We start from the raw sequence: 26515 nt of genomic DNA, 5'->3' as shown, positions 1-26515 counted from the left end.
GCCAGCCAGCCCCCGGCCGGCTCGACCCTGAGCACCCCGCCGCTGTCGCTGTACGTGCATCTGCCCTGGTGCGTACGCAAATGCCCCTACTGCGACTTCAACTCGCACGAGGGCCGCGGCCCGCTGCCGTTCCAGGCCTATGTCGACGCCCTGATCGCCGACCTGGAGCACGACCTGCCGCTGGTCTGGGGCCGGCCGGTGCACAGCGTGTTCTTCGGCGGCGGCACCCCGAGCCTGTTCCCGCCGGAATTCGTCGACCGCTTCCTGCAGGCCGCCGCCGCCCGCCTGCGCTTGGCGCCTGGCTGCGAGATCACCCTGGAGACCAACCCCGGCACCGCCGAGCACGGCCGCTTCGAGCTGTACCGGGCGGCCGGGGTCAACCGGCTCAGCTTCGGCATCCAGAGCTTCGACGACGACTGCCTGCGCCGGCTGGGCCGGATCCACGACAGCGCCGAGGCCGAGGCCGCGGTCAAGCTGGCCCAGGACGCCGGCTTCGACAATCTCAACCTGGACCTGATGTACGCCCTGCCCGGGCAAAGCCTGGCGATGGCCGAACGCGACCTGGAACGCGCCTTCGCCCTGCAGCCGGCGCACATCTCGCACTACCAGCTGACCCTGGAGCCCAACACCGTGTTCGCGGCGCGGCCGCCGCAGGGCATTCCGGACGAGGACGGCGCCTGGGACATCCAGGAACACTGCCAGGCCCTGCTGGCCGCGCAGGGCTACGCCCAGTACGAAGTCAGCGCTTACGCCCGCGAGGGCCGGCGCTGCGCGCACAACCTCAACTACTGGCGTTACGGCGACTACCTGGGCATCGGCGCCGGCGCCCACGGCAAGATCACCCTCGGCGCCGAGCAGGCCATCCTGCGGCGCTGGAAGCACAAGCATCCGACCCAGTACCTGGCCGCCGCCGGCAGCGCCGCGGCGATCGGCGGCGACGACCGGATCGGCCCGGAACGACGCCCATTCGAGTACATGCTGAACCTGCTGCGCCTGGTCGAAGGCTTCGCCCTGAGCGACTTCGAGGCCCGCACCGGGCTGCCCCGGGCCGCGATCGCGACCCAGTTGGCGCAAGCGGCGGACGCCGGCTGGCTGGAATGCGACGGCGAGCGGGTCCGTCCGACCGAACTCGGCCGTCGCTTCACCAACGACGTGGTGGCGTTGTTCCTGGCCGAGTAGCCCGGCCGAACGGCCCCCGGCGGCCGGCGCGGCGAACGCGCCGCGCCCGAGGCTGACGCAGCGCACGTTATGCCGCGCGCAAGCGCCGGTAGGCCTCGCCGCCATGGCCGCTGCGCCCCCCGCAAGCCGTTGCTGCGAATGGCCGCCTCCTATCGGCTGTCGCATCGTCCGAGCCCGTTCGCGGAGTTCCGGGCTGGCGAGCGCCCGGGAGGCGTGGTTATATCTCGCGGTCGTCTGCACCGAATTCCCATGCCAGCCACGTTCGACCCTTTGGACGCCTCGCCGCCGCGGCCCACCCTGGCCACGGCCGCCCTGCCGCGTCGCGTGCGCCGGGCGCTGGAACAGTTGTACGCCCTGATCAGCGACGAGACCGCGCCGCCGCTGGAGCGGGTCCTGGCCGAGTTCGAGCAACAGCTGTTCCGCCAGGCCGACCAGGCCCGCCTGGCCAGCGTGCAGGCGGGCTATCTGGAAACCCTGCGCCTGGTGCGTCTGCGCCGCGCCGACCTGATCCCGCGTTTCCTGGTCCTGCTGGAAGCCGCCCTGACCCGGGTGCGCGAACCGGCGCCGCGCGCGGTCAAGGCGGGCACGCCGAGCTTCGGCGACCTGCGCCTGCTCGACGACAGCGAAATCGACGAAGACACCGTGCTGCGCAACATCGCGGTGCGCCAGGAGTCTCGGTCCAGCCTGGGGCTGATGCTGCTCGGCCAGCGCTTCGGGGTGTTGGCCGGCGGCCCGGCGTTCGATGCCGAACGCCTGCCGGTCGGCCCGCACCGGCTGGGCCGGATCTTCGCCGAGGCCTGCCAGCCGCTGCAGATCGGGCTGGATTCGCGCCTGGACCTGTACCGGGTGTTCGACCAGCAGCTGATGCCGGGCTACGCCCATCTGGTCGAACAGATGAACGCCCTGCTGGCGCGCGAGAACGTATTGCCCGGCCTGTCGTTCGTGCCCTTGCGAACCACCCGCGAACGCCCCGCCGCCGCTCCCGCCGCGGCCGATCAGGCCGCCGATAAGCCGCGCGCCCAGCCGGCCGAGGCCGCACCGGCCGCCGCCCAGCCGCGTCCGCATACCGCCTGGCTCGGCCAGCGCAGCGAGGCGGCGGCCGCAGCCGAACGCGCCAGCGACGAATTCGCCACCCTGCAGCGCTGGCTCGACGAGCGCCGCGGCCTGGTCGACCGGCTGCGCCCGCGCATTCCGGGCCAGCCGCCGACCGCGATCGCGATGGACACCGGCGAAGTGCTCGACGCGCTGACCCAGGCCGATCGGGAACTGCCGCGCGGCGAGCAGTCCTTGCGCAAGATCTCCGAGCTGCGCCAGGCCCTGCTCGGCCGCGCCCAGGCCGGCACCTCGCTGTCGCGCGACGACGGCGACGTGTTCGAGCTGATGGACCTGCTCTACGGCGAGATCGAACAACGCCTGCGCGGCGATTCCAACATCTCCGCCCTGCTCAACCGCCTGCAGGCGCCGCTGCTGCACGCCGCGCTGCGCGATCATTCGCTGCTCGGCCAACAGGGCAATCCGGCGCTGCAACTGCTCAACACCGTCGCCGAGGCCGGCGCGCGCTGGACCCCGAACGACGAGGTCGACCCGCAGTTGCTCGAGCCGCTGCACCGCGCGGTCGACCACGTCGCCACCCATCTGAGCGACGGCGAGGCCGCGTTCGACTACGCCAACCAACGCCTGCAGGAACAGTTGCAGGCGCTCAACCGCAAGGCCGAGGTCACCGAGCGGCGCCATGTCGAGGCCGCGCGCGGCAAGGAAAAGCTCGAGCTGGCCAAGCGCCGCGCCAACGAGACCATCGAACAGCACAGCGCCGGCCAGCGCCTGCCGCGTTTCGTCCAGAGCCTGCTCAGCCAGGCCTGGGCCGACGTGCTGACCCTGACCTGGCTGCGCCACGGCGAAGATTCCGAGGCTTGGCGCCGCCAGATCGAGATCACCGGGCAGATCGTCGGCGCCAACAACGGCGAAGCCGGCCCGCCGGCGCCGGCGGGGCTGGAAGCCGACATCGAGCACGCGCTGGGCCTGGTCGGCTACCACGCCGAAGACGGGCGCGCGATCGCCCACCAGCTCAGCCTCGGCGCCGCGCCCGGCGACGACGCCGCCTCGCGCACCGAACTGGCGATGAAACTGCGCGCGCGCGGCCGGCTGGGCGAAGACGCCGGACCGACGCGCGGCACCCTGCCGTCGCGCAACGAAGACGAGCAACGCTGCTGGGAGCAGATCCGGACCCTGCCGTTCGGCAGCTGGTTCGAGTTCGTGCAGAACCAGCAGGGCGACGTGGTTCGGCGGCGCCTGTCCTGGTTCAGCACCGTCACCGACAACGCCCTGTTCGTGAACCAGCGCGGCCAGCGCGTCGGCGAGCAATCGCTGGACAGCCTGGCGCGGATGATGGCGCGCGACCAGGCCCGGGTCGTCGCCGCCGAACGCAGCAGCCTGGTCGATCGCGCCTGGCATGCGGCCCTGGACCTGCTGCGCGGATTCGGCGCCAAGACCCACGATGCCGGAGGCGGCGCATGAACGATCCTTTCCGCCGCGCCCGCCGGCGCCGCATCGCCGACACCGTGCAGGTGGTCGACACCATGACCGAAACCGTGATCGGCCACCTGGGCAATCTGTCCGAGAGCGGCATGATGCTGATCGCCAGCGCGCCGCTGACCGAGGACGCGCTGTACCAGCTGCGTTTCGACCTGCGCGACGCCCCGCAGCAGCCGCCGATCGAAGTCGGCGCGCACCTGTTGTGGCAGGACCGCGCCAGCATGCCCGGCCAGACCTGGGCCGGCTTCCGCTTCATCTGCATGCCGGAGAACGGCATGGCCCATCTGCGGCGCTGGCTGGATACGCCCGGGGGCACTTACGAGTGACGCGGGCGTTGGCGCATAGGCGATAGCGGGCCCGCTCGCGAACCCGGATCGCGCGATGGCCGACGGACAGATTCAGCAAACCGGCGCCGCCGCTTTGCTGTTTTCTGACGTCCATCCGCTCGCTCCCGCTCCAACACTCCCGGCCGCAAGGGCGCAAAATACCCCCGTCCCCGCCAGCCCGCGCCCGCATGACCGCCTCCGATCGCTCCGCCGACCCGTCCGTCCTGTACGCCTCGCACGTCGCCGAACTGCAACGCCGCGCCGAAACCGCGCTGGCGCGCGGCGGCTTCGATCATCTGGTCGTGCCCAGCGGCACCCTGCACTACCAGGTGTTCGACGATCGCGACTATCCGTACGCGGTCAATCCGCAGTTCAAGGCCTGGGTGCCGCTGGTGCGCAATCCCGGCAGCTGGCTGGTGTTCACCCCGGGCGCCAGGCCCAAGCTGGTCTACCTGCAGCCGTTCGACTACTGGCACGTGGTGCCGCAGGCGCCGAGCGGCTGGTGGGTCGAGCACTTCGAGGTGATCGTGATCCGCGAGCCGCAGCAGGCGCTGGCGTACCTGCCCGCCGACGCCGCGCGTTGCGCGATCCTCGGCGAGCCGCTCAGCGCGCTGGGCGCGTTCGTGCCGAACAACCCGCAGCCGGTGATCGACTACCTGGAATATCACCGCGCGTTCAAGACGCCCTACGAAGTGGCGATGATGCGCGAAGCCACCCGCAAGGGCGTGCGCGCGCACCGCGCCGCCGAAGCGGCGTTCCGCGCCGGCGCCAGCGAGTTCGACATCCACCTGGCCTACTGCGCCGCCGCGCGCCAGGACGCCAACGAACTGCCCTACGGCAACATCGTCGCCTTGAACCAGAACGGCGCGGTGCTGCACTACATGGAACTCGACCGCGAGGCGCCGGCGCAATCGCGCAGCTTCCTGATCGATGCCGGCGCCAGCCATGTCGGCTACGCCTGCGACATCACCCGCACCTACGCCGCCGATCGCGACGGCGAGTTCCAGGCCCTGATCGACGCGGTCGACGGCGCGCAACGGCGCATGTGCGACCAGGTCCGCGCCGGCTTCGACTACAAGCAACTGCACCTGGACGCGCACCTGGCCCTGGCCGGCATCCTCAAGGACTTCGGCGTGCTCAAGACCACGCCCGAGGCGGCGGTGGCCAACGGCGTCAGCGCGGTGTTCTTCCCGCACGGCATCGGCCACGGCATCGGCCTGCAGGTGCACGAAGTGGCCGGCTTCGCCGCCTCCGACCGCGGCGGCCGGATCGACAAGCCGGCCGGGCATCCCTACCTGCGCCTGACCCGCGTGCTCGAGCCGGGCATGGCGGTGACGATCGAACCGGGCCTGTACTTCGTCGACCTGCTGCTGCAGGGCCTCGAGCAGGGCGAACACGCCGGCGACGTCGACTGGAAGCGGATCGAGCAACTGCGCCCGTACGGCGGCATCCGCATCGAAGACGACGTGGTCTGCACCGAAGCCGCGCCGCTCAACCTGACCCGCGAAGAATTCGCCGCGTGAACTGAGCGCCGCAAGCCGTAGCACGAAGGCACGAGCCGCCGCCTCCAGACCCTTGCTATCGCCGTTGCCGTTGCCGTTGCCGTTGCCGTTGCCGTGAAGAGCCTGGCGCAGAGTCGACCTCGCGAGAACGCCCTGAAGCCCCGGAGGGCGGCCCGCAGGGATGCGGGCCGTGCGTAGCCAGGCCAGGGATGGCCTGTGCGGAGCAGCCCTGCGCAAGCCTCGTCCCATAGTGGCTTTTGATTCGAAACAGGAATGGCGTTTTCTTTGGTTACTTTCTTTGTCGCCTTGGACAAAGAAAGTGACCCGGCCGCTTGCGGACGGAAGCTTTGCTTTTGAAGTTCTTGAAGCTTTGGAGCTTTCGAAGCATCGAAGCCTTCGAACACAGACGCCGCGAGACCGCAGCAACGCGGTCGCGGCTTACGCCGCTCCTACAGGGGCACAGGACAAAGACGCGGCGAACGGGCGAGATGCTGGTCGCGGCTTGTGACCGAAGGAAATCCCTGTGGGGCGCCGCTCCTGCATGCGATGGTTTCGGGCTTCGATCGACCGAAGGAAATCCCTGCGGGGCGCCGCTCCTACAGGGATGCGATGGCGCTGGCGCGATGCGCGGTCACCAGACCTTGTACACCCGCCCGCTCTGCACGCCTTCGACGCTGCGCTGATAGGCCAGCGCCGCCTGCGCGGCGGTCACCGTGCCGAAGCCCGGGAAGAAATCCCCGTACGCTTCCAGCGACTCGGTCAACAGAGTCGGGCTGACCACGTTGATGCGCAGACCGCGCTGCAATTCGCAGGCCGCGCCCTGGGCGAAGCCTTCCAGCGCCCGGTTGACCGCGCTGGCGTTGGCGCCGGCGCGGATCGGCTCCTCCGAGACGCTGCCGCTGGTCAGGGTGATCGAACCGCCGTCGTTGAGGTAGTGCTGACCGAGCAAGGCCAGGCGTACCTGGCCGAGCAGTTTGTCGTTGAGACCGATCGCGAACTGCTCCGGGCGCATGTCCGGCAACGGCCCGAAATGCAGCGAACCGGCCGCCGATACGATCGCGTCGATCTTGCCGGTGCGCGCGAACAAGGCCTCGACGCTGGCATCGTCGGTGATGTCGACCGGATAGTCGGCGCTGCTGCGGCCGGCGGCGAGGATCTGGTGCTTCGGCGCGAGCCGTTCGGCGATGGCTCGGCCCAGGGTGCCGGTGGCGCCGACGATGAGGATCTTCATGAGTGCGATTCCAGGTTGGGGAACAGGCGGCCAGTCTGCGCGCCGGGCCGGCGGCGGTGAATGCGCTAGGATTTCGCGCACCCCTAACCAGCGGTTAGCCCATGGACAAGCTGCGCAGCATGGCCGTGTTCGTCGCCGTCGCCGACACCGGCAGCTTCGCCGCCGCGGCCGAGGCCGAAAACCTGTCGGCGGTGATGGTCGGCAAGCACATCCGCCAGCTCGAACAGCACCTCGGCGCGCGCCTGCTCCAGCGCGATACGCGCAAGCAGCGCCTGACCGAAGTCGGCGCGGCCTTTCTCGACGATTGCCGGCGCATCCTCGACCAGGTGAGGCAGGCCGAATCGGTGGCCGAGCGCTTGCGCGACGAACGCCGCCCCAGCGGCCGGCTGCGGGTGACCGCGCCGCTGACGCTCGGCGGCAGCGCGGTCGCCGCGGTGGTCGCCGAATACCTGCAGCGCTATCCCGAGGTCTCGGTCGAACTGGTGCTGGCCGACCGGCTGTCCGACCTGATCGCCGAGGCTTTCGACGTGGCGATCCGGATCGGCCCGCTGGCCGATTCCGACCATCTGACCGCACGCCCGCTGCGCCCGTACCGGATGATCGTCTGCGCCTCGCCGGACTACCTGCGTCGCCACGGCACGCCGACCGAGCCGGCGCAACTGGCCGAACACAACTGTCTGCACCACCTGCTGTGGCACCGCAGCGCCGGCTGGCGCTTCGACGCGCTGGGCCCGGAGCCGCTGCAGCTGCGCGGCAATCTCGCCGCCAACCACGGCGAAGCCCTGCGCCGTGCCGCGGTGGCCGGCTGCGGCATCGTCCTGCAACCGGAAGTCCTGCTCGCCGACGATCTCGCCAGCGGTCGCCTGCTACCGCTACTGGAAGACCACTTGCCGCGGCCGCGTCCGGTGCATCTGCTGTACCCGCGCGACCGCCAGCCGCTGCCCAAACTCAGCCGCTTCGTCGAGCTGGTGATGCAGCGCATGGGGCCGGAGTCGGAGTCGCAGTAGCCGTCTTGCAGCACCGGCGTTCCGCGGGGATTTCCTCCGACCACAAGCCGCGACCGAGCGAAGCGGTGAGTACCAGGCATCCTGCCGAAGCCAGGCTCACACGGGAGTTACCGGCGCAAAATCCTGAGGTCCGGGCTTCGGTCACTGCGCTCGCGTATATCGCTGCGATTGTCGCGGCTCATGACCGGAAGAAATCCCTGCGGGACGCCGCTCCTACAGGAGCTGCGGATTCTTACCGGCGACGTCGGCATCGCGGTCGCGGCTTGTGACCTGAGGAAATCCCGTGGGACGCCGCTCCGACCCACAAGCGCATGCGCCACTCCTGCGGCCTATGCGCCCCGCGCGGCCCTTGCTGCTGTTCCCCCCTTTGACAAAGGGGGGCCAGGGGGGATTTGCTTTTGCTCGCGCGCTCGCGCTTGCTCTCGCTTCCGCAACCCTACCCGCCTCAAGCCGCGCGCCGGCGCCCCATCAGCGCCTCGATCTCGTCGGCGCTGCGCGCCAGGCGGTCGGTCAGCACCTCGTGGCCGGCCTTGGTCACCAGCACGTCGTCCTCGGTGCGGATGCCGATGCCGCGCCACTTCGGCTCCACCGTGGTGTCGTCGGCGCCGACATACAGGCCCGGTTCGATGGTGAACACCATGCCCGGTTCGAGCAGCCGCGATTCGCCGTCGATGCGGTACTCGCCGACGTCGTGCACGTCCAGGCCCAGCCAGTGCCCTGTCTTGTGCCGGTAGAAGCGCTTGTAATGGCCCTCGGCCAGGTTCTTTTCCAGCTTGCCCTTGAGCAGGCCCAGCCGCAGCAGGCCCTCGGTCAGGGTTTCGACCGCGGCCAGATGGCCGGCCTCGTAGGCCACGCCGGGCCGCGCCTGGGCCAGCGCTGCGGCCTGCGCCGCGCCGACCAGGTCGTGCAGCGCGCGCTGCTCCGGGCTGAAACGGCCGTTGACCGGAAAGGTGCGGGTGATGTCGGCGGCATAGCCGCGGTACTCGGCGCCGGCGTCGATCAGGACCAGGTCGCCGTCGCGGATCGGCGCGCTGTTGGCGCGATAGTGCAGCACGCAGGCGTTGTGGCCGGCGCCGACGATGCTGCCGTAGGCCGATTCGGCGTCGTGACGGCGGAACACCGCCTCGATCTCGGCCTGCAACTCGTACTCGTGCAGGCCCGGCCGCGCCGCGGCCATCGCCGCCTCGTGGGCGAGCACGCTGATGTCGGCGGCGCGCTGCATGAAGCGCAGCTCGTCGCGGTCCTTGAACAGACGCAGTTCGTCGAGCACATGGCCGAGCTCGAGGAATTCGTGCGGCGGCTGCGCGCCCTGGCGCACCATCGCCCGGACCCGGTTGAGCCAGCCGATCAGCTTGAGATCGAATTCGACGTCGCGGCCGAAGTGGTAGTAGACCCGCGAGCGGCCTTCGAGCAGGCCCGGCAGGATGTCGTCGAGGTCGGCGATCGGATAGGCATCGTCCAGGCCGAACGCCTCGACCGCGCCTTCCGGCCCGTAGCGCGGTCCGTCCCAGGCCTCGCGCTCGGCGTCGCGTTCGCGGCAGAACAGCAGGGTCTCGCCATGGCGCCGGCCGGGCACCAGCACCAGCACCGCGTCCGGCTCGGGAAAGCCGGTCAGGTAGCTGAGGTCGGAGTCCTGCCGGAACGGGTAGTGGGTGTCGCGGCTGCGGATGCGCTCGACCGCCGAGGGCACGATCACGATCGCGTCGTCGCCGGTCAGTTCCATCAGCTGCTTGCGCCGCCGCGCGTAGGCCTTGCCCGGCATGGTCAACGCGGTGTGCATGTCAGTTCAGCCGCTGCCGGTGCTGGGCCGCCATCGCCACGTCGCCGTGCAGCAGCAGGGCGACGATGCGGACGAATTCCTCGATCTCGGTCAGCGCCTCCTCGTCCTCTTCGTCGCCGTCGTCCTGCGGCGCGGCGGCGGCCAACCGGGCCAGGTCGCCCAGGGCCTCGCGGCTTTCCTCCGACAGGGTCGGCGCTGCGCCGGCCGACAGGCCGAAGCCGCCGAGGAAGCCGCGGCACCAGTCGAACAGGGCGCCGCTGCGCTCGGACAGCGAGGCCTCGGCGTCGGGCAGCAACAGATCGAAACCGAAGCTGCGGTCGCCGAGCTGGGCGGCGCTGGCCAGGCGTAAGCGGTCAAGCGGGCCGCGCTCTTCCGGCGTGGCCACGGCATCGTCGGCCAGCACTTTCGCCGGCCATTCGCGCACCGACGCGCCGCCGCCGGCCAGCCAGCCGCACAGGGCGCCGTGCAATTCGGAGGCGGAGGCGGCGAGCGAGAGACGGCGGCTCTCGGCATCGACTTCGGACAACGGGGGCAGTTCGGTCGCGGCCACGGGCTTCAGGTCGGGGGAGTCGCCGGCAGTTTAACAACGCGGGGCGGAAGCGGCGCGCCGTCGCGGCCGCGCGCGCTCCGCGGACGGCGGACGCCCCGCCTCCGGCCGATCCGCGCCAGGATGGGCAAAACCCCGCCCTCGCACCGCTGCGGCCCCGAGCGTGCGATCGGGCGCGAAACCGGGTCGCAACGCTTGTTGCCGCCATCGGCGCCTGCCTACACTGCGGCTCTTGCGTCTCACGCGACGGTGTCCGTGCGTTCCTCTTTCCCCGCCGCCCTGCTGACCGCCGCCTTGTCCGCCCTGCTGCTGTGCACGGCGGCGTCGCCGCAGCCTGCGGCGGCGGTCACCCGCGATTTCTATTTCTCGCGCCTGGGCAGCGACCTGGGCCTGAGCCAGAACTCGGTCACCGCCTTCGCCCAGGACGTGCACGGCTTCGTCTGGGTCGGCACCCAGGGCGGCCTGCACCGTTACGACGGCCAGCGCTACGTCGCCTATCGCCACGACCCGCGCGACCCGGCCAGCCTGCCCGACAGCTACGTCACCGCCTTGGCCCTGGACGGGCAGCGGGCGATGTGGATCGGCACCCATTCCGAGTACCTGGCCCGGCTCGACCTGGCCAGCGGCAGCATTCATCGCTATGAACCGCCGGACTCGCAGGCCGGGCGCCAGGTGGTCTCGCTGCTGCCGTGGCGCGATTCGCTGCTGATCGGCACCCTTGCCGGCCTGGAGCGGATGGACCCGCGCAGCGGCGCGCGCGAGCTGATCCTGGCCCTGCCCGGCGACCTGGCCCGGCAATCGCCGTGGCAGTCGCTGGCCCTGGCCCGCGACGGCAGCGCCTGGTTCGCCAGCGCCGCCGGCCTGCACCGGATCCTGGCCAACGGCAAGGTCGAGCGGATCGGCGCCGGCAAGCCGCTGCGCAGCCTGCTGATCGACCGCCGCGGCCGGCTCTGGGCCGGCGCCGTCGACGGCCTGTACCGGCTCGACGGCCGCACCGGCATCTTGGTCAAAGTCGAGGACGAAGCCCTGGCCACGCTGCGCGACGCGCGCGCCCTGGTCGAGGCACCGGACCAGCGGGTCTGGATCTCCGGCTACGGCAACGGCCTGTACCGGCACGACCCCGACAGCGGCCAGACCCAGCGCGTGCACGCCGAGCGCGGCATCGACGCGACCCTGCCCGAGGACACGGTCGATGCGCTGATGATCGATCACGGCGGCCTGCTCTGGGCCGGCGGCCAGTACCGCGGCGTCGCCGTCGCCGACCCGCGCGGCACCCGCTTCAGCTACGTGCTCGACCTGAACGACCACGACGGCGGCGCCGCCTCCGACGCCAGCATCCGCGGCCTGGCCCAGGACGAGACCGGGGCGCTGTGGATCGCCACCGACAGCCACCAGCTGCGCCGCTACGACCTGAGCCACGACCGCTTCGAGGACATGACCGCGCTGTTGCCGGCCGATCCGGCGGCGCGCCGGATCGCCGCGATCGCGCGCGAGCCGCGCCCGGCCAACGCGCCGGTGACCGCGGTCGAAAAACTGTGGCTGGCGACCGGCCGCGGCCTGCTGCGGTTGGATCCGGTCAGCCGCCGGATCGAGCGCATCGACCTGGGCGGCCAGGGCGAGATCGCCCTGCGCGCGATCGGTTTCGGCCGCGACGGCAGCGTCTGGCTCGGCAGCGACGACCAGGGCGCGCTGCGCTATCTGCCGCAGACCGGCGCGGTGGTCCGCTACGCCTATCGCGAGGGCGACCCCAAGGCGCTCAGCCACCCGCGCGTCAATGCGGTGCTGGAAGACCGCCGCGGCCGGATCTGGCTCGGCACCGGCGACGGCCTGGACCTGCTCGACCCGGCCACCGGCTATCTGCGCCACTACCGCCACGCCATCGACGAAGCCGACAGCCTGCCCGGCAACTTCGTCCGCGCCCTGCACCAGTCCGCCGACGGCGCGATCTGGGTCGGCACCCAGGCCGGCCTGAGCCGGGCGGTCGAAAGCGCCGACGGCCGGATCCGCTTCGAGCACCCGCTGGCCCAGGTGCTCGGCGAGCATCCGGTGCCGGTGGTGTTCTCGATCGCCGAGCGCCCCGCCGGACGGCTGTGGCTGGGCACCGACGCCGGCATCCTGCGCTTCGACAGCGGCGCCTCGCTGGTGCGCCGCTACGGCCTGGCCGACGGCCTGCAGGACCTGGAATTCAACGCCGGCGCGGTCGCCGGCCTCAACGACGGCCGGCTCGCCTTCGGCGGCGTGCGCGGCCTGAACCTGTTCGACCCGACCCGGATCGCCGATTCGCGCTACACCCCGCCGGTGCGCCTGCTCGGCGCCTGGATCGGTTCGGACACCAGCGCCGGCGCCAGCGTGCTGTGGCAGTCGACCCAACTGGAAATTCCCGACGGCGCCGGCATCCTGCGCCTGCGCATCGGCGCGCTCGACTACGGCCCCAACAGCGGCATGCGCTATCGCTACCGCATGGAAGGCTTCGACCGCGACTGGGTCGACAACGGCCCGCGCCAGGACATCACCTACACCCGCCTGCCGCCCGGCCGCTACCTGTTCCGCGCCCAGTCGACCAACCGCGACGGGGTCTGGAACACCCAGGAACTGCACATTCCGGTCAGCGTCGACCCGCCGCTGTGGCGGCACCCGCTGGCGATCACCGCGGCCGCGCTGGCGGCCTTGGCGATGCTGCTTAGTTTCGGCTGGCGCTGGCACCGCGCGCGCCAGCGCGAACGCGGCTACTTCGCCCAGATCCGCGAGCGCGAGGAGCGCCTGAAGCTGGCGTTGTGGGCATCCGGCGAACAGTTCTGGGACTACGATCTCAAACGGCGCGAACTGCACCGGATGCGGGTCGACGACCAGAACGCCGCCTCGCCCGAAATCGGCGTGCAGGCCGACGTCGCCAACGATCACGAGATCCATCCCGACGACCTGCCGCGGGTGACCGAGCTGCTGCGCAAGCACCTGGACGGCGACGCCGCGCTGTTCCTGTCCGAGCACCGCATGCGCACGCCCAAGGGCGACTGGGGCTGGATCCGCGCCCGCGGCCGGGTGGTCGAGCGCGACGCCGAAGGCCAGCCGGTGCGCGTGGCCGGCACCGGCCGCGACGTCACCGCGGTACGCAGCGCCGAACGCGAACGGCGCATCTCCAGCGAAGTGCTGCGTTCGATGGCCGAAGCGGTGGCGGTGTTCGACCGCGACTTCGTGTTCGTCTCGATCAATCCGGCGTTCTCGCGCATGACCGGCTATCCCGAGCACGAAGTCATCGGCCAGACCACCGGCCTGCTCGACAGCCGCCAGCACGACCCGGAGTTCTACAGCGACATGCGCGACGAACTGCAGCGCAGCGGCCGCTGGTCGGGCGAGATCTGGCAGCAGCGCAAGGACGGCAACGAATTCCTGTGCTGGCTGCAGGCCTCGATCGTGCTCGACAGCAGCGGCCAGCGCGGCCACTACGTCGCGGTGCTGACCGACATCACCGACCAGAAGCGCGCCGAGCAGGAGCTGCGCTACCTGGCCAACTACGACACCCTGACCAGCCTGCCCAACCGCACCCTGCTGTCGGAACGGCTGTCGCGGGCGATCGTGCGCGCGCGCCGGCACGGCCACCGCATCGCCCTGCTGTTCCTCGACCTGGACCGGTTCAAGGACATCAACGACTCGCTCGGCCACGCCGCCGGCGACCGCATCCTGCGCGCCGCGGCGGTGCGGCTGCAGGAAACCGTCGGCGCCGAACACACCGTGGCCCGGCTCGGCGGCGACGAGTTCACCGTGGTGCTGGAAAACCTGGAGACGCCGGAACAGGCCGAAGAGGTCGCGCGCCGCCTGATCAAGGCCTTCGAGGCGCCGCTGGACTTCGACGAGCGCCACGACGTGGCGATCTCGCCGTCGATCGGCATCAGTCTCTACCCCGACCACGCCCAGGTGCCGACCGACCTGCTCAAGCACGCCGACACCGCGATGTACCAGGCCAAGGCCGCCGGCCGGCGCACCTTCATGCGCTACACCGAGGCGATGGACATCGAGATCCGCCAGCGCGCGACCATTTCGGCGGCGCTGCGCAAGGTGCTGGACCGCAACGAGCTGCGCCTGGTGTTCCAGCCGCGGCTGTCGCTGCCGGAGGCGCGCATCACCGGCGTGGAAGCGCTGCTGCGCTGGAACAGCGCCGAGTACGGCAACATCCCGCCGACCCAGTTCATTCCGCTGGCCGAAGAAAGCGGGCTGATTCTGGAGATCGGCGAATGGGCGATGCGCGAGGCCTGCAGCCGCCTGCGCCAATGGCGCCTGCACGGGCTGGACCAGCTGTCGGTGTCGGTCAACGTCTCGGCGATCCAGCTGCTGCGCGGCGACCTGCCGAAGATGGTGGCGCGCGCGCTCAGCGAAAGCGGCATCCCGCCGTGGCGGCTGGAGCTGGAACTGACCGAAACCGTGGTCATGGCCAACGCCGCGCACACCTCCAACATCATGCAGGCGCTGCGCGAACTCGGCGTGGCCCTGGCGGTGGACGACTTCGGCACCGGTTATTCCTCGCTGGCCTACCTCAAGCGCCTGCCGATCAACACGCTGAAGATCGACAAGGAGTTCATCGGCGACCTGACCCGCGACCCCGACGACGAGGCGATCACCAGCACGGTCATCACCATGGCCCACTCGCTGGGCCTGAACGTGGTCGCCGAGGGCGTGGAGCTGGAAGAGCAGATGGAGTTCCTGCGCAACCACGGCTGCGACGAGATCCAGGGCTACTGGCTGGCGCGCCCGCTGGAAGCCGACGACTGCCTGGCCTTCATCCAGCAGTGGCAGCCGCCGCAGAGCGTGCGGGCGGTCAGGTAGGGCGGGAATGGCGAATGGGGAATCGGGAATCGGGAATAGGGAATCGGGGGGCAGAGCGGGTTGGCTGGCCATTGGAGAGGCGAGAACAGCGCTGGCCGCTGTCTTCGTCGCACCAACTGGCGCGAATGCCGGCACCCCGCTTTCCCCACGCCTTCGCACCGCCCCCTCCGGCACCTGACCGATTCCCCATTCCCCATTCCCCATTCCCGATTCCCGCCCCATTCCCACCAACGCCTTGACCGCCCCCGCCCCGGCCTGCCATCGTGCCGGGATGGACCGCGCCGAACTGATCGCCGAACTGCAGTCGCTGGTCGCCCGCGTCGACGAGCTCGGCGACCGCGTGCGCCGGCTCAGCGAGGAGAACCGCAGCCTGCGCCAGCAGCAGGAGCAACTGGTCGGCGAACGTTCGGCCCTGCTGGCCAAGAACGAGCAGGCCCGGACCCGCGTCGAGGCGATGATCGCGCGCCTCAAATCGCTCGAACAGCACACCTGAACGCACCGATGAGCACGACCAGCGAAGCCGTCAGCATCCGCCTGCTCGATCGCGAGTACACCGTCGGCTGCGAACCCGCCGAACGCGACCAACTGCTCGCCGCCGCGCGCATGCTCGACAGCAAGATGCGCGAGATCCGCGGCAGCAACCGGATGGCCGCGCTGGACCGGGTCGCGGTGCTGGCGGCGCTGAATTTCGCCCACGAACTGCAACAGTTGCGCGGCGAAGGCGATCAGCGCGATCGCGAACTCTCGCGCACGCTCGACGAGCTGCACCGCAAGCTCGACAGCCTGTTCGACGCCGCGATCCGCTGATTCCCGCCGCGGCGTTGCGCCGCGTCCCGTTCATCCGCGCATGCGCGCGTATCAAGCACATGAATCGCAACGCAGCGTCGCCGACGAGCGGGGGCGGCATCGGCGCGGCATGCGCGCTATACTGCGCGCACGTCCTCTGCTGTGCGCGACGGCGTGCGCAAACATTCGCCTTGTCCCTTAATGACGACCACGGGGGCGCAACGGAGGCCCGGAGTGCAAGTCCGCCTAGCAGCGGGAAGCCCGAAGGCCGCCAAGCGTCCCCACTTGAACCCCGGGTTCAAGGTCGTTTCGCACGCATCGTCATTGGCGGAGGACTACTTTTCCCGGAACGGGCGCGACGTCACCCAGCGTGATTTCGCGCCCGTTTCTCTGTGGCCCGTGCGCCGCGCCCAACCAGGACCGAGCGCCGAATGACGGCCGACCGTACGACGCTGCGGCGCGATCTGCGCGCGCAACGGCGCAATCTCGCCGCCCCCGCCCGCATCGCCGGCGCGCAAGCCATGGCCGAGCGCCTGCTGGCGCTGCCGTTCGCGCCGCGCTCGGGCTATGTCGCCGGCTACTGGGCGATGGACGGCGAAATCGCCCTGCACGCCTGGCAGCTGGGCCTGCCGCCGGACTGCGTGTACTGCCTGCCGGTGCTGCACGACGACCTGCGCCTGCGCTTCGCGCCCTGGCGCCCGGGCGACCCGCTCAGCCCGAATCGCTACGGCATTCCCGAGCCGGAGCTGGCCGCGACCTCGCTGCTCGAGCCCGAGCAGATGAACCTGGTGGTGGTGCCGCTGGTCGGCTTCGACCGCCGCGGCCACCGGCTCGGCATGGGCGCCGGCTGGTACGATCGCAGCTTCGCCTTCCGCCAACGCGGCCCGGCGCCGCCGTGGCTGGTCGGCGCCGCCTTCGAACTGCAGCGCGTCGACGCGCTCGACGCCGCCGACTGGGACGTCGCCCTCGATGCGGTCTGCACCGAGAGCGCCACCCACGACCACCGCTCCCCCCTGTTCGCCTGACCGAGTTCCGCATGACCGCACGCCGCCGCTACTGGCTGATGAAGTCCGAACCGGACACCTTCTCGATCGACGACCTGCAACGCGTCGGCGTCGAACCCTGGAACGGCGTGCGCAATTACCAGGCGCGCAATTTCATGCGCGACGGCATGAAGCTGGGCGACGGCGTGCTGTTCTACCACTCCAACACCGCGGTGCCCGGCATCGTCGGCCTGGCCACGATCGCCGCCGAAGCCTACCCGGACCCGACCCAGTTCGACCCCAAGTCCGACTACTACGACGCCAAGAGCTCGCGCGAAGACCCGCGCTGGCTGCTGGTCGACGTCGCCTTCGAGCGCAAGCTCGGACGCACCATCGCCCTGGACGAGATCAAGGCCCGCGCCGACGACCTCGGCGAGGACTTCGCCCTCACCCGCCGCGGCAACCGCCTCTCGGTGCTGCCGGTCACGGCGGCGCAGTGGAAGCTGTTGTTGGCGATGGAGTGAAGCCGGGAATCGGGAATGGAGAACGGGGAATCGTAAAAGCCCCCCTCGCTCCTCCCCTATTCCCAGCGCCGCCTGCTCTACCGATTCCCCATTCCCCATTCCCTATTCCCGCTCCCCATGACTGAAGCCAAACGCCTGGCCGGCGAAAAAGCCATCGACTACATCGAAGACGGCATGATCGTCGGTGTCGGCACCGGATCCACGGTGGCCTACTTCATCGAGGCCCTGGGCCGGGTCAAGGAGCGCATCCAGGGCGCGGTGTCGAGTTCGGAGCAGAGCACCGCGCGGTTGCAGGCGCTGGGCATCGAAGTGCTGGACCTCAACGCCACCGGCCCGCTGTCGCTGTACGTCGACGGCGCCGACGAGTGCGATCCGCACAAGCGCCTGATCAAGGGCGGCGGCGCCGCGCTGACCCGCGAGAAGATCATCGCCGAAGCCAGCGCCAAGTTCGTCTGCATCGTCGACCCGGCCAAGCGCGTCGACGTGCTCGGCCGCTTCCCGCTGCCGGTGGAAGTCGTGCCGATGGCGCGCAGCCTGGTCGCCCGCGAGATCCTCGCGATGACCCGCGGCCAGCCGGTGTGGCGCCAGGACGCCGCCGGCAACGGCGTGGTCACCGACAACGGCAACGTCATCCTCGACATCCACGGCCTGGCGATCACCGATCCGGTGGCGCTGGAATCGGCGATCAACCAGATCCCCGGCGTAGTCAGCGTCGGCCTGTTCGCGCGCCGTCCGGCCGACATCGTCATCGTAGGCGGCGAGCCGCCGCTGGTGCTGTAAGCCGGCGCCACCGTTTTACCGCGCGGGCCACGCCGGCCCGCGCCCATACCGCGGCAATGGATGCCGCGGCCCCTGCCCGGGCGAAGCGCCCATCCCGCATGAACTCCGAAAACCAGCGCTACACCGCAAACCTCAGCCAACAGATCTGGGACTTCTCGTCCCTGTTGCTGAAATCCCGGTTCGCCGACGCATTGGAACGCGGCGTCAGCCGCTACCCGATCCGCCGTTCGCTACGCCTGGCCGCCCGCGCCGGCGTCGACGCCGTATTCGACGACCTCGCCCTCAACCTGGGCTATCGCGCGCATCGCATCGACGGGCCCAGCCTGATACTCGACGGCGAAGGCCTATTCGTCGATGTCGGCGTCAGCCGCAAGGCCGACTACTGCTCGTTCTATTTCGCCATCTGGGCCGATTCGGTCGAGCGCGCAGCACAGGCGATCCAGGGGCTGCAGCAACGCATCGAGGCGGTGCGCATCCGCGAACCGATGTTCTCGATCGACTGGCATTTCCTCACCGGCCGCGGCGAATTGCAGAGCGCCAGCATCGAGGAGTTGGCCGACGACGTGCTGATCGACGAGGCCTATCCCGAAATCGGCGACGTCGCCGGCTTCGTCGACCGGTATCTGCGCGCCAAGGAAACCGTGCTGGTGCTGCAAGGCCCGCCCGGCACCGGCAAAACCCGGTTGATCCGCGCCATTCTCGGCGAGATCTCGCGCCGCAACGACGGCAACGCCCAGGCCTTGTACACCGGCGACAAAAAAGCGCTGGAATGCGACGAGATCTACGTCAAGTTCATCACCGGCGACGATCATGCCTTCGTGGTCGAGGACGCCGACCATCTGCTGCGTCCGCGCGCCGAGGGCAACGAACACCTGCACCGATTCCTCGCCATCGCCGATGGCGTGGTGCGCGCGCAGGGACGCAAGATCATCTTCTCGACCAATCTGCCCAACGTCGGCGACCTGGACGACGCCCTGGTCCGGCCCGGACGCTGTTTCGCCCACGCCCAGGTACGCGAGCTGCGGCCGGTCGAGGCCGCGGCGCTGATCCAGCGCCTGGCCGGCGAACGCGGCATCGATCCCGAACCGGTGCGCCAGGCGCTGGCCGGCAGCGGGCGCAAGAGCTACTCGCTGGCGGCGATCTATCAAGCCGTCGGCCACGCCGGTTGATCGGCGCCGCCACGCCCTAATTGTTTGATTCCAAAAGCGATCTCATCGCTTGAGACGCCCGGCCGGCACTATCGGCCGGGCGTCGCGCATGGGCCAGGTCGCCGATGCGCGGGTTGCCGTCCGGGACCATACTGATTCCCCATGCGTGGCCCGCCGCCATGACCCTGCGCTGCCTGTTCGTCGACTTCAATTCCTATTTCGCCTCGGTCGAACAGTTCGACCACGAGCCTTTGCGCGGCCGCCCGGTCGGCGTGGTGCCGGTGATGGCCGCCACCACCTGTTGCATCGCCGCCAGTCGCGAAGCCAAGGTCCATGGGGTCAAGACCGGCACGCCGGTACACGAAGCGCTGCGGCTGTGCCCCGACATCCAGATCGTCCAGGCGCGCCCGGCGCGCTACGTCGAGCTGCACCACCGCCTGATCGCGGCGATCCAGGACTGCATCCCGATCGACGGCAAGCCCTTGTCCATCGACGAGGTCGCCTGCCGCCTGATCGGCCGCGAGCGCCAGCGCGACAATGCCGTGGCGATCGCGCACAAGATCAAGCAGACCCTGCTCGATCGCGGATTGGCCCCGGCGATCCGCTGCTCGATCGGCATCGCCCCCAACACCTTCCTGGCCAAGACCGCCTCCGACCTCGACAAGGTCGACGGCCTGACCGTGATCGAACTCGACGACCTGCCGCAGGCGCTGCACGGCCTGGCCCTGCACGACCTGTGCGGGGTCGGTCCGTCGATGCTGCAGCGCCTCAACGCGGCCGGCATCGAAAGCGTCGAACAGCTCACGGCCGCGCCGCGCGAGCGGCTCAAGGCGATCTGGGGCGGGATCGAGGGCGAGCGTTTCTGGGCCCAGTTGCGCGGCATCGAACCGCCGTCGCGGCAACGCAGCGCGGTCGGTTCGGTCGGCCATTCGCACGTGCTCGATCCGCAGATGCGCAGCGCCGAGGGCATGCGTTCGGTGTTGTTCAAGCTGCTCGCCAAGGCCGCCATGCGCCTGCGCCAGGAACGCTGCCGTGCGCGCGGCATGAGCCTGCATGTGCGTTTCGTCGGCCGCGAACAGCGCTACAGCCGCGACCTGTCCTTCGCCCCGCTCGACGACACGCCGACCTTGCTGCAGTTGATGGCCGGCGCCTTGCAGCCCCTGCTGCGCGCCGCCGCCAGCGGCCGCTGGCCGGTCAAGCGCCATCCGCCGCTGTCGGTCGCGGTGTCGCTGATCGATCTGCAGCCCAACGCCGCCGACAGCGCATCGCTGTTTCCCGAACGCCAGCGCCCGCGCGAGCTGACCCGCGTGCTGGACCAGATCAACCAGCGCTACGGCAACAACCGCCTGTACTTCGGCGCGATGCAGGACGCGTTGGCCCAGGGCGCCGCGCCGATGCGGATTCCGTTCCAGCATATTCCCGACGAAGCCAGCGAAGCCGACCTCGGCGCCGCCGCCCTGGTCGCCGACCCGAGCATGGACGAGCTGTGGCTGCAGCGCGAACGGCAGTTCAAGGCGATGGCCGAGAACGCGCATCGCCAGGCGCGCGAACGGCCGCCCGCCGCAGCCAAGCCGGCGCCGCCAGGACATCAGCCGTCCGGCGTCGGCGGTTGGGTGCGCAAGCGGCGCAAGGACCAGGACGAAGGGCCAGGCACGACGGGTTCGCTGTTCTGAACGAGTGCGCGCGGCGACCGGCATGACGGCCGCCGTTGCGGCGGCCGTTGTTGCGGCTGTGGTCGTGGATCGGAACCTTACCCGACCGCGGGACGAATGGCGCAAGCGCGATCGGGACCTCGGGCACGCGCCGTCCGTCCCGCCGACGCGGTCGCGGCTCGCGTCGCTCCTGCCCTTGGGCGGCGCGGCCGAGCCCCTCTCCCGCTCGCGGAAGAGGGGCTGGGGCGAGGGCCGCCGCGCCTACGCCTCGACCGCCACGAACCCGCCGGTCTGACGCTTCCACAACCGCGCATACAGTCCGTCGCGCGCGATCAACTGCTCGTGGGTGCCGGTCTCGATGATGCGCCCCTGATCCATCACCACCAGCCGGTCCATGCGCGCGATGGTCGACAGGCGGTGAGCGATCGCGATCACCGTCTTGCCTTCCATCAACGTCTCCAGACTGTCCTGGATCGCCGCCTCGGCCTCCGAATCCAGGGCCGAGGTCGCCTCGTCGAGGATCAGGATCGGCGCGTTCTTCAACAGCACCCGCGCAATTGCGATGCGCTGGCGCTGGCCGCCGGACAGCTTGACGCCGCGCTCGCCGACCAGGGCCTCGTAGCCCTCGCGGCCTTCGCCGTCGACCAGGCGCGGAATGAACTCGTCCGCCCGCGCCCGCCGCACCGCCTCGAACATCTCCTCCTCGCTGGCGTCCGGACGGCCGTACAGCAGGTTGTCGCGGATCGAACGGTGCAGCAGCGACGTGTCCTGGGTGACCACGCCGATCTGCGAGCGCAGGCTTTCCTGGGTCACGCCGGCGATGTCCTGGCCGTCGATCAGGATCCGCCCGCCCTCCAGGTCGTACAGGCGCAGCAGGATGTTCATCAGGGTCGACTTGCCCGCGCCCGACGGCCCGACCAGGCCGATCTTCTCGCCCGGCCTGACCGCCAGGTCCAGGTCGGCGATCAAGCCGCTGTTCTTGCCATAGTGGAAGTGCACGTTCTCGAAGCGCACCGCGCCCTCGCGCACCGCCAAGGCCCGAGCGTCCTCGCGATCGACCACGGTCAGCGGCCGCGAGATGGTCTCGATGCCGTCCTGCACGGTGCCGATGTCCTCGAAGATGCCGTTCACCGTCCACATGATCCAGCCCGACATGTTGTGGATCCGGATCACCAGGCCGGTCGCCAGCGCGATCGCGCCGACGCTGATCGCGCCGCGATGCCACAGCCACAACGCCAGGCCGCAGGTGCCGACGATCAGCAAGCCGTTGAGCGTAGTGATGCTCACGCCCATCAGCGTGGTCATGCGGGTCATGTCGCGCGAACGTTGGGTCTGCTCGAGCATGGCCTCGGCCACGTATTGCTCCTCGCGGCGCGAGTGCGCGAACAGCTTCAGCGTGGCGACGTTGCTATAGCCGTCGACGATCCGCCCCATCAGCTTCGAGCGCGCGTCCGAAGCGCGCCAGGAGCGCAGCTTCACCCTCGGCACGAAGTAACGCAGCAGGCCGATGTAGGCCACGATCCAGGCCACCAGCGGCGCCGCCAGCCAGGCATCGGCCTGCGCGAACAGGTAGATCGCCGAACCCGAGTACACGACCACGTACCACAGCGCGTCGAAGGACTGGGTGGTCGATTCGCGCAAGGACGGGCCGGTCTGCATGATCCGGTTGGCGACCCGGCCGGCGAAATCGTTCTGGAAGAAGCTCATGCTCTGCTTGAGCATGTAGCGATGGGTCTGCCAACGCACCAGATTGGTCATGCTCGGATGCACGGTCTGGTTCAGCAGCAGATCGTGCAGGCCCAGGCAGACCGGCCGCACCAGCAGCATCACCGCCGCCATCCACAGCAATTCCCCGCCGTGACGCGCGAACAGCTCCGCGGCCGGGGTGGTGTTGACCAGGTCGACCACCTTGCCGAGGTAGTCGAACATCACCACCTCGACGATGGCGACGAAGAAGCCGACCACGGTCAGTACCGCGAACACCGGCCAGGCCTGGCGGATGAAATGCCAGTAGAAAGCCGCGACCGTGCGCGGCGGCATCGCCTCCGGCGCGGGGCGGAACGGATCGATCAAGGATTCGAACCAACGGAAAATCATCATGGCGATACGCCTTCAGGAACTCGGAATGACTCCCGTGCGCGACGCGCGCGCGCCGGAAAGGCGCGAGCGCGGACGCGGGGACGAGCGGCGCCTGCGGGCGCCGAATCGAGACGGGAGTGGGCGGCGGACGAGCGCGCGCGATCCAGGGCCAGAACGGCCCCGAGCGGCGATCGATCTGCCGGATGCGGCGCGGGCATCGCCCGCGGCCGCCAGCGCCGACTTAGCGGCGGACCTTGCCGGTGATTGTGAACTTCATCGTGCTTCTCCTTGCTCTGGAGCCTCCCCTCGCCCGAACAGGGAGAGGAGGAGGCCACGATCCCGTAGCGTCGCCGGGCACAGGTGTACCGACGCGCGGATCGCTATAGGTGACCCAGAACAAGTCTAGCGCGCTTGCATCGCCGACGGCATCCGCCCAAAGTCGGTACAGGCGGATCCAGCGGCGTGCGAAGCGCCTGGACGGGTATCAGCGGCTGCCGCCGGACTCGAACCAGTTCACGCCATCGGTTACGAACTCGATGGTCCGATAGGCAGGCACCGAAACGCTGGCCGCGCCGCCCTTGAGTTGCAGCACGCCGTTGCCGGTGAAGCTCAGGCCGTTCATGCCGGCCTGGATCGTCACCCGCCGCCCGGGGTTGCGCGGCACCAGATCCTGAATCGGCGTGCCGCCGGTGATCTGGTAGAACTCCGCGCCATAGTTCAGCTGCACCTGCGCCGCCGCGGTCAGGTAGCCGGCCGCGTCGCTGCGAATGCCGGTGATCGACGGCCCCTCACGATAGTCCGCGCCCGCGATGTAGGGTCCGGATGGCGAATCCTTCAGCACCAGGCCGCTGATCGCGCATCGCGCCGGGCCGCCGGCCTGCTTCTGGATCAGAATCGCCGCACCGGTGAACTGGCGGATACGGCAGCCCGAGATCAAGGTGTCGCTCGCTTGCGGCCCGAGCACGATGCCGTTGACGGTCGAGCTCAGGTCGCCGGTGATGTCGCAGTTCTTGATCGAATTGGCCGGTCCATTGACGATCAGGCCGCAATAGTCCGCCTTCAAGCCGTTGATTTCGCAAGAGCTCGCCCCCGCTCCCAGCTCCACCCCGGCGCCGTTGCCGATGATTCCGCCGACCCAGCCGCCGACGATCTGTACCGCCTGTCCCTTGTTGACGACGATCCCGCGGCTGCCGCTGTTGCCGCCTTCGATATTGACGTTGACGATGAAGAAATTCGTCCCGTCCTGGGTCACCGGGTCGGAATCGATATAGAACGCCGGATTCTGGTCGGCCTGCATCAGGATCAGGTCGTTCACGAACATGCCGCCGGTGTGCGGTCCGAAGTAGACCTGGTAGCCGGCGCATGCGTAGATCCGCGTCGATTCGATGCGTACGTCGACGGTGCGATAGGGATTCGGACTCGCAGTATGCGCCGAACCGGTCGCATGAATGCCGTCTTCGCGGAAATAACGCAGGCGGCAATGCCGGATGAATCCATCGGACGCCCGGAACAGCGTCATGCCGCGAAACAGCTTCGCCTGCGAGTAGGACCGAGCGTAGAAATCGCAGTTGCGCACATCGAAGAAGGCGCAGAAGTTGAAGAAAATGCACGAGCCGGTCGTCGATGCGCCGGCGTTCGCGCCGGGAGCGAACGTGAATCCGTCGATCACGGTATTCAGGCTGTTCAGCATGCCGGTTTCGGTGCCATCGCCGATCACGATGTGGTCGCGATCGGCGACATCCATCGATAGCTGCACGCCGCCCTGGGCGGCCCGCAAGACCACGCCGCGCAGGATGCGCAAGGCAGCGGTCAGGCGGTAGTGCCGACGCGTCGCCCAGATTTCGCGGCCGGGGTTGTCGGTAATCGCCGCCTGGATCGCAGCGGTGTCGTCCGCTACGCCGTCGCCCACGGCGCCATAGTCCTCGAAGGTGACGTAATCGTCCGTCGCCAACGGCGCGCCGGTCGCCGTGACCGGAATCAGGCTGGCCGCCGCAACCGCGGTGGCGGCCATCGGTACTCCAATGAACTGACGTCTTTGCATGCGCCTTCCTTTTCGGTTGCTTGAGTCCGTTGCCGGACCGGATCTACAGGATGCATGCGCGAGATCTCAGGAACTGCGCGGGTGGCATCCGGCAGCCGCGATTGGTAACACGCAGTCGTCCAGGCGCACCAATTGCGTAATCGCATGTGTCGCGGGACCCATTCGAGGTCGCTCGGTCCAGCCTCATCCCGTCAGGCGATTGATGAGCGTACGAATCGCAGCCGTCGAAGCAGAGTTTCCCGGGGTGGGAACGCGGTTGGATGTTTCCGGAACGCAAAAGAAGAAGGCCGGATCCTTTCGGATCCGGCCTTCTGGGGTAAAGCCCCTGGCGATGACCTACTCTTGCATGGCTTAAGCCACACTACCATCGGCGCGTGTGCGTTTCACTTCCGAGTTCGGGATGGGATCGGGTGGTTCCACACAGCTATTATCACCAGGGAGAGGGTGGAGGGTCGCAGGCTTCGGTGGATTGAAGTAGCGCGCACGCTCTCGTTGGGTGCTTTCAACGCGGTGATCTGCGTTGTCGGCGAATAGATTGGAATGTAGCGAGTCAGTGTTGGGTTGGAATATCGACGCGTCGTCGAGTCCAAGGCCACTTGAGGTTATATGGTCAAGCCACACGGATCATTAGTACAGGTTAGCTCAATGCGTTACCGCACTTACACACCCTGCCTATCAACCACCTAGTCTTGATGGTTCCTTTAGGGGAGTCGAGCTCCCGGGAGATCTCATCTTGAGGCGCGCTTCCCGCTTAGATGCTTTCAGCGGTTATCGCTTCCGAACATAGCTACCCGGCAGTGCCACTGGCGTGACAACCGGAACACCAGAGGTTCGTCCACTCCGGTCCTCTCGTACTAGGAGCAGCCCCTCTCAAATCTCCAACGCCCACGACAGATAGGGACCGAACTGTCTCACGACGTTCTGAACCCAGCTCGCGTACCACTTTAAATGGCGAACAGCCATACCCTTGGGACCGACTACAGCCCCAGGATGTGATGAGCCGACATCGAGGTGCCAAACACCGCCGTCGATATGAACTCTTGGGCGGTATCAGCCTGTTATCCCCGGAGTACCTTTTATCCGTTGAGCGATGGCCCTTCCATACAGAACCACCGGATCACTAAGACCTACTTTCGTACCTGCTTGATCCGTCGATCTTGCAGTCAAGCACGCTTATGCCTTTGCACACAGTGCGCGATGTCCGACCGCGCTGAGCGTACCTTCGTGCTCCTCCGTTACACTTTGGGAGGAGACCGCCCCAGTCAAACTACCCACCATACACGGTCCCCGACCCGGATTACGGGCCTAGGTTAGAACGTCAAGCACGACAGGGTGGTATTTCAAGGATGGCTCCACTGCAGCTAGCGCCACAGTTTCATAGCCTCCCACCTATCCTACACAGACGAACTCAACGTTCAGTGTAAAGCTATAGTAAAGGTTCACGGGGTCTTTCCGTCTTGCCGCGGGAACGCTGCATCTTCACAGCGATTTCAATTTCACTGAGTCTCGGGTGGAGACAGCGCCGCTGTCGTTACGCCATTCGTGCAGGTCGGAACTTACCCGACAAGGAATTTCGCTACCTTAGGACCGTTATAGTTAC

General features: G+C 68.9%; 18 protein-coding genes, 2 rRNA genes and 1 other RNA gene (1 of these 21 cut by a window edge). 14 read left to right on the top strand and 7 right to left on the bottom strand.

The annotated features are described in order from the left end of the window. Window positions 1-27 precede the first annotated feature (27 nt). The 4 genes from hemW to pepQ all read left to right on the top strand — a co-directional run bounded on the left by hemW (window position 28) and on the right by pepQ (window position 5560). Window positions 28-1179, top strand: coding sequence for a radical SAM family heme chaperone HemW (hemW, locus tag K4L06_RS10900; RefSeq protein ID WP_255595596.1), 1152 nt, complete (start codon window positions 28-30; stop codon window positions 1177-1179). Window positions 1180-1428: 249 nt separating this feature from the next. Then, window positions 1429-3693, top strand: a complete 2265-nt coding sequence (locus tag K4L06_RS10895) for a DUF1631 family protein (protein ID WP_221671403.1) — start codon at window positions 1429-1431, stop codon at window positions 3691-3693. Continuing rightward, window positions 3690-4037 (top strand): PilZ domain-containing protein, encoded by a 348-nt coding sequence (locus K4L06_RS10890; RefSeq protein WP_221671402.1) that lies wholly within the window; start codon window positions 3690-3692, stop codon window positions 4035-4037. Before K4L06_RS10895 ends, K4L06_RS10890 begins: the two co-directional genes overlap by 4 nt. Window positions 4038-4225: 188 nt before the next feature. Next, a complete protein-coding gene (gene pepQ / locus K4L06_RS10885; RefSeq protein WP_221671401.1) occupies window positions 4226-5560 on the top strand; it encodes a Xaa-Pro dipeptidase in 1335 nt (444 codons plus the stop codon). Window positions 5561-6170: 610 nt separating this feature from the next. On the opposite strand, the gene K4L06_RS10880 is transcribed toward pepQ, so the two are convergent. Beyond that, entirely contained in the window at window positions 6171-6770 is a 600-nt protein-coding gene (locus K4L06_RS10880) for a short chain dehydrogenase (RefSeq protein WP_221671400.1), read from the bottom strand. 101 nt (window positions 6771-6871) lie between these two features. On the opposite strand from K4L06_RS10880, the gene K4L06_RS10875 reads away from it, so the two are divergent. Then, on the top strand, window positions 6872-7777 hold the full coding sequence (locus K4L06_RS10875; RefSeq protein WP_221671399.1) for a LysR family transcriptional regulator: 906 nt from the start codon (window positions 6872-6874) through the stop codon (window positions 7775-7777). 445 nt (window positions 7778-8222) lie between these two features. Here the strand turns inward: K4L06_RS10875 and K4L06_RS10870 are convergent, their stop codons facing one another. Beyond that, entirely contained in the window at window positions 8223-9557 is a 1335-nt protein-coding gene (locus K4L06_RS10870; protein ID WP_221671398.1) for an aminopeptidase P N-terminal domain-containing protein, read from the bottom strand. A gap of 1 nt (window position 9558) precedes the next feature. After that, on the bottom strand, window positions 9559-10107 hold the full coding sequence (locus K4L06_RS10865; RefSeq protein WP_221671397.1) for a UPF0149 family protein: 549 nt from the start codon (window positions 10105-10107) through the stop codon (window positions 9559-9561). A 252-nt stretch (window positions 10108-10359) separates the two neighbouring features. Between K4L06_RS10865 and K4L06_RS10860 the strand changes: the two genes are divergently transcribed. The 9 genes from K4L06_RS10860 to K4L06_RS10820 all read left to right on the top strand — a co-directional run bounded on the left by K4L06_RS10860 (window position 10360) and on the right by K4L06_RS10820 (window position 20816). Next, window positions 10360-14922: an EAL domain-containing protein gene (locus K4L06_RS10860; protein ID WP_221671396.1), complete on the top strand. Its 4563-nt coding sequence runs from the start codon at window positions 10360-10362 to the stop codon at window positions 14920-14922. Window positions 14923-15193: 271 nt separating this feature from the next. Next, window positions 15194-15415 (top strand): TIGR02449 family protein, encoded by a 222-nt coding sequence (locus K4L06_RS10855; protein ID WP_221673600.1) that lies wholly within the window; start codon window positions 15194-15196, stop codon window positions 15413-15415. Between the two features lie 8 nt (window positions 15416-15423). After that, window positions 15424-15729, top strand: a complete 306-nt coding sequence (locus K4L06_RS10850; protein ID WP_221671395.1) for a cell division protein ZapA — start codon at window positions 15424-15426, stop codon at window positions 15727-15729. 130 nt (window positions 15730-15859) lie between these two features. Then, a non-coding RNA gene (gene ssrS, locus K4L06_RS10845) (6S RNA) lies at window positions 15860-16046 on the top strand. Between the two features lie 93 nt (window positions 16047-16139). Next, window positions 16140-16733 carry a 5-formyltetrahydrofolate cyclo-ligase gene (locus K4L06_RS10840; protein WP_221671394.1) on the top strand — a complete coding sequence of 198 codons (594 nt, stop codon included), beginning with the start codon at window positions 16140-16142 and terminating at the stop codon, window positions 16731-16733. An 11-nt stretch (window positions 16734-16744) separates the two neighbouring features. Then, window positions 16745-17215 (top strand): EVE domain-containing protein, encoded by a 471-nt coding sequence (locus K4L06_RS10835; RefSeq protein ID WP_221671393.1) that lies wholly within the window; start codon window positions 16745-16747, stop codon window positions 17213-17215. Window positions 17216-17332: 117 nt separating this feature from the next. After that, window positions 17333-17995: a ribose-5-phosphate isomerase RpiA gene (rpiA, locus tag K4L06_RS10830; protein ID WP_221671392.1), complete on the top strand. Its 663-nt coding sequence runs from the start codon at window positions 17333-17335 to the stop codon at window positions 17993-17995. A gap of 98 nt (window positions 17996-18093) precedes the next feature. Then, window positions 18094-19164, top strand: a complete 1071-nt coding sequence (locus K4L06_RS10825; protein ID WP_221671391.1) for an ATP-binding protein — start codon at window positions 18094-18096, stop codon at window positions 19162-19164. A gap of 158 nt (window positions 19165-19322) precedes the next feature. Further along, window positions 19323-20816 (top strand): hypothetical protein, encoded by a 1494-nt coding sequence (locus K4L06_RS10820; protein ID WP_221671390.1) that lies wholly within the window; start codon window positions 19323-19325, stop codon window positions 20814-20816. Between the two features lie 240 nt (window positions 20817-21056). Here K4L06_RS10820 and K4L06_RS10815 read toward each other — a convergent pair whose 3' ends face one another. From K4L06_RS10815 to K4L06_RS10800, 4 genes are all read right to left on the bottom strand, one after another. Then, window positions 21057-22889: an ABC transporter ATP-binding protein gene (locus tag K4L06_RS10815; RefSeq protein ID WP_221673599.1), complete on the bottom strand. Its 1833-nt coding sequence runs from the start codon at window positions 22887-22889 to the stop codon at window positions 21057-21059. Between the two features lie 469 nt (window positions 22890-23358). Further along, a complete protein-coding gene (locus tag K4L06_RS10810) occupies window positions 23359-24885 on the bottom strand; it encodes a glycoside hydrolase family 55 protein (RefSeq protein ID WP_221671389.1) in 1527 nt (508 codons plus the stop codon). 353 nt (window positions 24886-25238) lie between these two features. Next, window positions 25239-25353: ribosomal RNA gene (gene rrf / locus K4L06_RS10805) — 5S ribosomal RNA — on the bottom strand. Window positions 25354-25521: 168 nt separating this feature from the next. Continuing rightward, window positions 25522-26515 (bottom strand): 23S ribosomal RNA (locus K4L06_RS10800) (it continues 1872 nt past the right edge of the window).

The sequence above is a fragment of the Lysobacter sp. BMK333-48F3 genome, from assembly GCF_019733395.1.
Lineage (GTDB): Bacteria > Pseudomonadota > Gammaproteobacteria > Xanthomonadales > Xanthomonadaceae > Lysobacter.
This window is presented reverse-complemented; position numbering and strand designations above follow the sequence as displayed.